This window comes from Microcoleus sp. S13_C5, from assembly GCF_036700845.1.
Lineage (GTDB): Bacteria > Cyanobacteriota > Cyanobacteriia > Cyanobacteriales > Microcoleaceae > Microcoleus.
On record NZ_JAUBPR010000018.1, the window covers coordinates 79,630 to 86,662 of the forward strand.

Below are 7,033 nucleotides of genomic sequence, written 5' to 3' on the forward strand. Positions count from 1 at the left end.
TCATGTCCGGTAGCTCGCTCGGACATGATATCACTCTAATAGCCAACCAAATAATTCTCCTACTGTCAGTTGCAATTCCCTGGCAAAAGATGGCATGGGCAATAACTGTTCCGGTTCGTCAAACACATCCGTTGATTGAGTCGGCCGATCTACAAAAACCGATCGCTCCTGTGGATCGATTAACCAACCCATTTGAGTTCCGTGTTTGAGACAATGTAAAATATTTTTAGTAACTTTAGTTTGGTTTTGGTCGGGGGATAGAATTTCAATAGTCCAATCCGGGGCGATCGCAAACACATTTGCCACACCACCATTTTCTTTACGGGGAATGCGCTCCCAAGTGAATACCGTCACGTCTGGAACGATCGCTCGACCGCCAAAAATGCACCGTAGTTCTGGAAATGCTCGCGCCACCTTTTGAGGTTTGAGAGCAGTATTAGCAGCACTTGTCAACTCGCCTTGAATGACACTATGTTCTCCTTGAGGCATCGGTTTTTGAATAATTTCACCGTCAATGTACTCGCTGGCTGGTTTGGTTTCTGGCAACTTCAGAAACTCTTGGAGTGTCAAAGATTTTGGCAGAGTTTGTACCATCGAATTTTACTTATAAAATAGAGTTTCATCTGCTATTTTACCAAAAAGTCCCGGACTCCTGCGCTCGGCGATCCAATTACTTCAAAATCCGGCTATACCACCTTGCATCCTGCGGCTAATCTTGCTTCTATATATTCAGAGACAGTTTTTGAGAGAGTTGGGATTGAAATTACTTTGCCTCAGTAACGGCCACGGAGAAGACGCGATCGCCCTTCGCATCATGCAGGAACTGCAACAGCACCCGCATCCGCCAGAATTAGCCGTGTTTCCGCTAGTGGGTGAAGGGCAAGCTTTCGCTCAACTAGAAAACGCCCGCATCATCGGCCCGGTGCAGCGGATGCCTTCGGGCGGCTTTATTTACATGGACGGGAGGGAATTTTTGCGCGATGTAAAAGGTGGCCTGCTTCAGTTGACCATCGCTCAGTTTAAAGCCATCCGCGCTTGGGTGCGGACTCAACAACAGTCTGGGAATCAAGACGGCGTTATTTTAGCCTGCGGGGATATTGTACCGCTGCTGTTTGCTTGGCTCAGCGGCGCGCCCTATGCCTTTGTCGGTACTGCCAAGTCAGAGTATTATTTGCGCGACGAGAACGGGCCTCTGGCTCGCAAATCCCAAGTCTTTGGTTGGTGGGGTTGCCCGCGATCGGTTTATTTCCCTTGGGAGCGCTGGTTGATGACTCGATCGCGCTGTCGGGCCGTTTTTGCCAGGGACGCGCTAACCGCCGAGACTTTACAAAAGCTGGGAATTCCCGCTTACAATCTCGGAAACCCGATGATGGACGGACTTGAACCGGAAAACCCAGCCGGTTTTTACGGCCCTGACGCAGAGTTTCGGGAAATCGAGCGATCGCTCATCATCACCTTACTCCCCGGTTCTAGAGCGCCGGAAGCCTATGCTAATTGGCTGCTAATAGTAGAGGCTGTAGCCGGAATTTTGTCGCTGTTTGCCAATCGCAAATTGTTATTTTTCGGAGCCATTTCTCCAGAGTTAAACTTAGAAGCTTTGCGACCTAGTTTAGAATTTTTCGGCTGGCGACAAGACGGGGAAACTAGAACGCAGCGGCGAGAAGGAAGTATTTTGCGGCCTCCTGTTTCTAGCTCTCAAGAAATTCGGAAAGAATCTCCTAATTTGCTATTGCCCTTGACATTTGTGCAGAGAAACGCCACGATGATTTTGACTCAGCAAAGTTTTAACGATTGTTTGTACGAAGCCGATTTAGCAATAGCAATGGCCGGAACTGCTACAGAACAATTTGTAGGTTTAGGAAAACCGGCGATCGCCATTCCCGGAAACGGCCCCCAATTTACTCGCGCCTTTGCAGAAGCTCAAAGTCGCCTGTTAGGCCCGTCATTAATTTTAGTCAAACATCCCGCCGAAGTTGCCGGCGCCGTACAGTCTTTGCTCCGCGACCCCGACAGGTTGCAGCTAATCGCTGAAAATGGCTGGCGTCGTATGGGAGAACCCGGTGCAGCAGCCAGAATTGCCGAGTGTTTAATTCAGCGCTTCGGCGGTGAATGCAGCAATTCTCAATTGCCTGCAATAGACTAGGGACAAAACAATGTTTTGTCCCTACCGAGTATGTTTAATTCTACTTGATTTAAAAAAATATTGTTCACTAACTACCTACTAATTTTCGTAGGGTGCGCCTAGGCGCACCTTACTAATACTGCACTTGCAGAAAAATTTAATTCGCCGTTTTTCCCGAAGATTGATCCCAGAAATTAGCTTGAGGAATTTTAAAATCTGACTTAACCAAAACTCCCGGTTCTCGCTGCACCGGCAGCACATCAAAAGTATCGGTTTGCGCGCAATATTTTAAATCTTCAATAACACCTAAACCGAGGAGGCGCTGACCGTGGCTGGCTCTTTCCAACAATTCATGCAACCGATCTTGCCAGTGTAAATAAAGAGCAATAGCCCCAAATACTTCATCATTACCAGCAAAATCGCTCGCAGGAATACCGCTTTCTGCCAGGAGACTTTGGGCGATCGCACCAGCACAAACCGTATCTTCCAACGAATAACTCCCTTCCCAACCAGAACCCACAATCCAAATAGTTTCCGGCCGTTTATTTAACAAAAACTGCACCACAGATTTGCGATTAATCAAAGCCGCCGTTAACACAGTTGCTGCAGCTTGCACTCGCTGCAGAGCCCGAGTACCGTTAGTTGTGCTGATAAAAATTCGCTTCCCAGCCACCTTTTCTGGCGTGCAGTCGAAGGGGGAATTCCCCATGTCAAATCCGTCAACTTTGCCGCCGCCGCGCTCTCCAGCGCGAATCCGCTTATCAGCAGGCCATTTTTCGCTCTCGGCCATCAGCTTATCTAAGTCGCTGAACACTTGGACAGCTTCCGCCCCATTATTCAGGGCCGTTGCCATTGTCGTAGTCGCCCGCAGCACATCAACTGCGAGCGCGCAAGCCGGCATTTTGTCGGCTGGCGTAAGTTCCGGGGTATGGTAAATAAAAAGCTTCACTGTTGGGCTACCTGCGATAAATCCTCATCAGCAATAATAATAATGGAAAGTGGATAATAGAAAATAGAGTCGAGTCCTCAAAAGCAGAAAATATGTCAAAACAGCTAAATTCTAACCCCGCCCACGCCGCCATTACCGCACCAATTCGACTCCTGGCAGGTTTCACCTATCCTTTGCGAGCTTTCACGCTGATTTTGCAAACTCCCAAGCTGTGGACTTATGTATTAGTTCCCGTGGTGCTAAATTTTATAATTGGTATTGGTCTTTATTTAAGCTTGCTATTTCCCAGTTTGGCAGGGATAGACGTTTTAGTTGCCGATTTATCCGTCCGATTTAACGCTCTAATTGCGAGTTTTCCCGCTTGGATGAGCTTTCTCGGCGGGTTAACAGTCGCTTTCGGCTGGCTGCTGCGCGTACTCCTAGTGTCAGGACTTTTGCTGATAATTGGATTTTTGTTAGTGCAGTTTGGCGTAATTTTAGGTTCGCCCTGGTACGGCAAACTTTCCGAACAATTGGAACTCCTGCGGAACGGTCAATTGCCCGCAGAAGCACCAATGAATCTGGCGAGTAGTTTTGGGGATATTCAAAGGGCGATCGCCTTTGAACTGCGAAAACTACAAATTTTGTTGAGCGTTGGTATACCCCTGCTGCTGCTAAATTTTATCCCGGGTTTCGGATCTATTCTTAGCAGTTTGGGTGGCGTTGCTTTGGGCGCAACTATTGTCTGTTTGGACTTTTTAGATGCACCTTTGGAGAGGCGGAGGCGACCTTTTCAGGAGAAGTTGGAGATAATTTGGGCGAGTTTGCCGGCCAGCGGGAGTTTTGGTTTGGTTTGTTTGGGTTTGGTGAGCATTCCCCTGTTGAATCTGTTGGCGATTCCGCTGTGCGTGACGGCGGGAACTTTGTTTTTTTGCGATCGCATTTGGCCGGCCCGCTTTGCCCCAGAAGAAACAAAGAGCGATCGAGAAACTAACATTACCAATTAAAAACTAGGAAGATGCTTCTTCCTTCGGCCGACTCTGCGAGTTAAGACCCAAAAACGGGCTTAACAACAGCCAGCTAATGAAGAAAAAGGATGCTGTAAATAGCTGGACAATATCTATCGCCGACAAATATCCGTCAGATAATAGTGCAATAGTTCTATCTGTCAGCCCGAATATCCAAGAGAGAATCCCAAACAGCCAAATGCCTTTTTGGAGCATGGGCAAAAATGCTGAAACTTCGGAGTTTTGCTGCTGGTTCATTGATTTAGCCCTTGTTTGCGAAAAGTCTGATTAACGGGGGCACCCCAAGGGCTTAAGGATTTTTGGTGTCTCCTCGGATTCCCTTTGTTATCTATATGTTAAGAAATGTTTCCCGATATGACAACGCGCCCTGGGAGGGATTTCCGCATCTATCTCAAGATGTAGTTGGAGCGCTGACAAAGAGTTATATTTGCTACACTTTGGCAGCGAGGCTAGAGATTTTGCCGATTTTTTGAGAGATAAATTGCTGGGCACGGATAGCGGCGGGTTCTCTTGGCACTGCGCCTACAAAAAAAAGCTTGTAATTTATATTGAATTATGCAATACTACAAAGTGAACAAGTCTGGTTAAAGAACGATCCTGAGGTTTGTACTGAGGACTGAAGTCCTCAAAGCCCTAAAAGCCACAGGACAAACAATTTGATTATCAAAATCAACCGGACTTGATGTGAGTTCAGCGTTAATAAAATCGAACAATGGCACGCTTAAATCAGATTATTGCGATCGAAAAAGGCATCAAAAGCCGATCCGTCCAAGAACTAGCAGAAGCTCAAAAAGCCCTCCAGAAGCCCGCTGTGCTTTCTGGAATCTCCCGCACTTACCGTCCCAAAGACGAAGAAGGCGAACAACTGCCGCCAGAGTCCAAAAAAGTTGAAGTCAAAGCAGAAGAGATTATCCGCAAAACGACTGAAGTTTTGACCAAACTCTTCGACGTAACCGCAACCAAAGATTGGACAAATTGTAGCGCCCGCGCAGACGTAACTGTAGACGGAAACGTGCTTTTGAGCCAAGTTCCCGTCAGCTATTTGCTATTCATTGAAAAGCAGTTAGCAGATGTGCAAGCATTTATCAAAAAACTTCCAGTCTTAGATGCTTCCGAGACTTGGAACTTCGATGCTTCGGCAGACTGCTGGGCAACTGAACCGGTGCAAACTCTCAAGACTTTTAAAACTCCGCGCAATCACGTTAAAGCTGAAGCTACCGAACACCATCCGGCTCAAGTCGATGTTTATTACGAAGATATTACGATCGGCTATTGGCGGACTGTCAAGTTTTCTGGAGCTTTGCCAGCGCGCCGGATCAATGAGTTGCTGCAAAGGGTGGAAATCTTGCAGCAAGCTGTTATGTTCGCCCGCGAAGAAGCTAACAATTCTGAAGTTGAGGAACAGAGAGTGGGAGAGCGAATTTTTCAGTTTATTTTCCGCTAAGTGCTTGCTTTCTTGATAGTTATGGTTTAAGATATAAACAGAGTACAAGTTCAAACTCAAACTTCAACTTAAACTGTACAAATGTGATAGTGCAGGTTCGACTCCTGTCCCTCCTAGCCAAAATAGGGGGGTAGCCCAATTGGCAGAGGCAGCATTGTGTACAAATTCAACAGCAAGTTATTACTCTAAACTCAGCATTCACCGCCGATCGCTAAAACGAATGTCAGGAAAAAATCACATCATCGAGGTTGCTGGCTCATATCCAGCCCCCTCTACCAAACGCAGGCAGGGTGGATTAATTGTCAAAAGAGTAAACCAGTGGGGCAAGGCTATTTGCTGACAATCACGCGCCAGATTTAATTGGTTTGTCTTGATGAGATAAACCGAAAAGTAATTCGCTAACATATTCAAGTTGATTGGCCATAAATCTTAAAGCTTCAGGAAGTGTATTTGTACCGAGCATCCGAGCTAGAGATAGTAAAAATTGTCTGACCATTGCCCAGTTCGCAGGTGCATTGCCACCTCGATGGATGCAGTTATCCTCATTTAACGTCACATCTTTAACCCAATGCAGCCGATTCTCTATTAACCAATGTCCTCGAATTGCCGACGCAAATTGGCTTGCCGACCAATCCTTACTACTTAAATAATAATGCGTTTCATGGAAATCAACTAACCGACGACGACTTTTTTTGCCTTCCCACCTACTGCCGGTTCTTTTGATAGCAATTATATGTTTGACACCAGCCCACGCTGGTAATAACTGAGCAGATACGGGATAAATTGTAGTAGAGCGAGTTGTGGTGCGGCCATGCAAGCGTTCTGAGGTTTGAGCTGAATCGCTCGCACCCACAGATTCGACCAATTTTTGAGCCATTTTAAACAGACTAGATTGATTTTTTTTGAGAGTAATTATGTAGTCATTACCTCCATCAATAATTAACTGAATAGTTTTTTTTTGAGTGTGCAGTGCATCAGCAGTAATTACTACTTGAGAACCCGCAAGTTCTTGCACGAGTTCCTCCACAGCTTCGATTTCACTTCGCTGCTGATTTTCCATGACTTTATGTCGGACTACCCACCCGCGATTGTGACTGTACACAGAAACCAGGCTCACAAAATTTTGGTAAGAACTATTACCCCCAACACTTGTCCTTTTGATACTTTTACCATCAATTGCCATCAATTCTCCTGGCGTGCTCGGTAATGTCTGCCCTGCCCATATATTAAAAAGGACGGCAATTATCTCAAAATCTAATGAGATAATGATGTTTCTAAAAGTAGAGTCGCATGGAAAACGAATATCTGGTGGAAGGTTAAAGAGTTTTATCAGAGTTGAGCGATGATTTTTCGTAAATTCAGCTAAGGGCTTATATCCCCAATATCCCGTACAACTGCCCAATAAAATTATCATGAGTATCAGCCATAAGGGATCAGGGTAAGCTCATCTAATTTAGTATAAATTGTACTTGACAAAAAGACAAATATAAAAAATGTGGTATTTACGTATT

At 45.9% G+C, this 7,033-nt stretch carries 7 protein-coding genes; 3 read left to right on the forward strand and 4 right to left on the reverse strand.

Translation table 11 applies throughout. The annotated features are described in order from the left end of the window. Positions 1-30: 30 nt before the first annotated feature. Positions 31-594: a Uma2 family endonuclease gene (locus tag QUA04_RS07750; protein ID WP_333255401.1), complete on the reverse strand. Its 564-nt coding sequence runs from the start codon at positions 592-594 to the stop codon at positions 31-33. Positions 595-757: 163 nt separating this feature from the next. Between QUA04_RS07750 and QUA04_RS07755 the strand changes: the two genes are divergently transcribed. Next, positions 758-2,143, forward strand: a complete 1,386-nt coding sequence (locus QUA04_RS07755) for a lipid-A-disaccharide synthase-related protein (protein WP_333255403.1) — start codon at positions 758-760, stop codon at positions 2,141-2,143. A gap of 136 nt (positions 2,144-2,279) precedes the next feature. Here the strand turns inward: QUA04_RS07755 and QUA04_RS07760 are convergent, their stop codons facing one another. Next, the gene (locus tag QUA04_RS07760; RefSeq protein ID WP_333255405.1) at positions 2,280-3,071 is read right to left on the reverse strand and encodes a 2-phosphosulfolactate phosphatase family protein; all 792 of its coding nucleotides are present in this window, start codon (positions 3,069-3,071) and stop codon (positions 2,280-2,282) included. 92 nt (positions 3,072-3,163) lie between these two features. Between QUA04_RS07760 and QUA04_RS07765 the strand changes: the two genes are divergently transcribed. Beyond that, a complete protein-coding gene (locus QUA04_RS07765; protein WP_333255407.1) occupies positions 3,164-4,057 on the forward strand; it encodes an EI24 domain-containing protein in 894 nt (297 codons plus the stop codon). Positions 4,058-4,060: 3 nt separating this feature from the next. Here the strand turns inward: QUA04_RS07765 and QUA04_RS07770 are convergent, their stop codons facing one another. Then, a complete protein-coding gene (locus QUA04_RS07770; protein ID WP_333255408.1) occupies positions 4,061-4,315 on the reverse strand; it encodes a hypothetical protein in 255 nt (84 codons plus the stop codon). Between the two features lie 475 nt (positions 4,316-4,790). On the opposite strand from QUA04_RS07770, the gene QUA04_RS07775 reads away from it, so the two are divergent. Next, complete coding sequence (locus QUA04_RS07775; RefSeq protein WP_333255410.1) at positions 4,791-5,522, forward strand: DUF7873 family protein; 732 nt, start codon at positions 4,791-4,793, stop codon at positions 5,520-5,522. A gap of 343 nt (positions 5,523-5,865) precedes the next feature. Here QUA04_RS07775 and QUA04_RS07780 read toward each other — a convergent pair whose 3' ends face one another. Beyond that, positions 5,866-6,936, reverse strand: coding sequence for an ISAs1 family transposase (locus QUA04_RS07780; protein WP_333255412.1), 1,071 nt, complete (start codon positions 6,934-6,936; stop codon positions 5,866-5,868). Between the last annotated feature and the right edge of the window lie 97 nt (positions 6,937-7,033).

Coding starts and splice junctions, on each gene's coding strand:
- QUA04_RS07750 (WP_333255401.1), bottom strand. CDS start 594: ATGGTACAAACTCTGCCAAAATCTTTGACACTCCAAGAGTTTCTGAAG.
- QUA04_RS07765 (WP_333255407.1), top strand. CDS start 3,164: ATGTCAAAACAGCTAAATTCTAACCCCGCCCACGCCGCCATTACCGCA.
- QUA04_RS07770 (WP_333255408.1), bottom strand. CDS start 4,315: ATGAACCAGCAGCAAAACTCCGAAGTTTCAGCATTTTTGCCCATGCTC.
- QUA04_RS07775 (WP_333255410.1), top strand. CDS start 4,791: ATGGCACGCTTAAATCAGATTATTGCGATCGAAAAAGGCATCAAAAGC.
- QUA04_RS07780 (WP_333255412.1), bottom strand. CDS start 6,936: ATGATAATTTTATTGGGCAGTTGTACGGGATATTGGGGATATAAGCCC.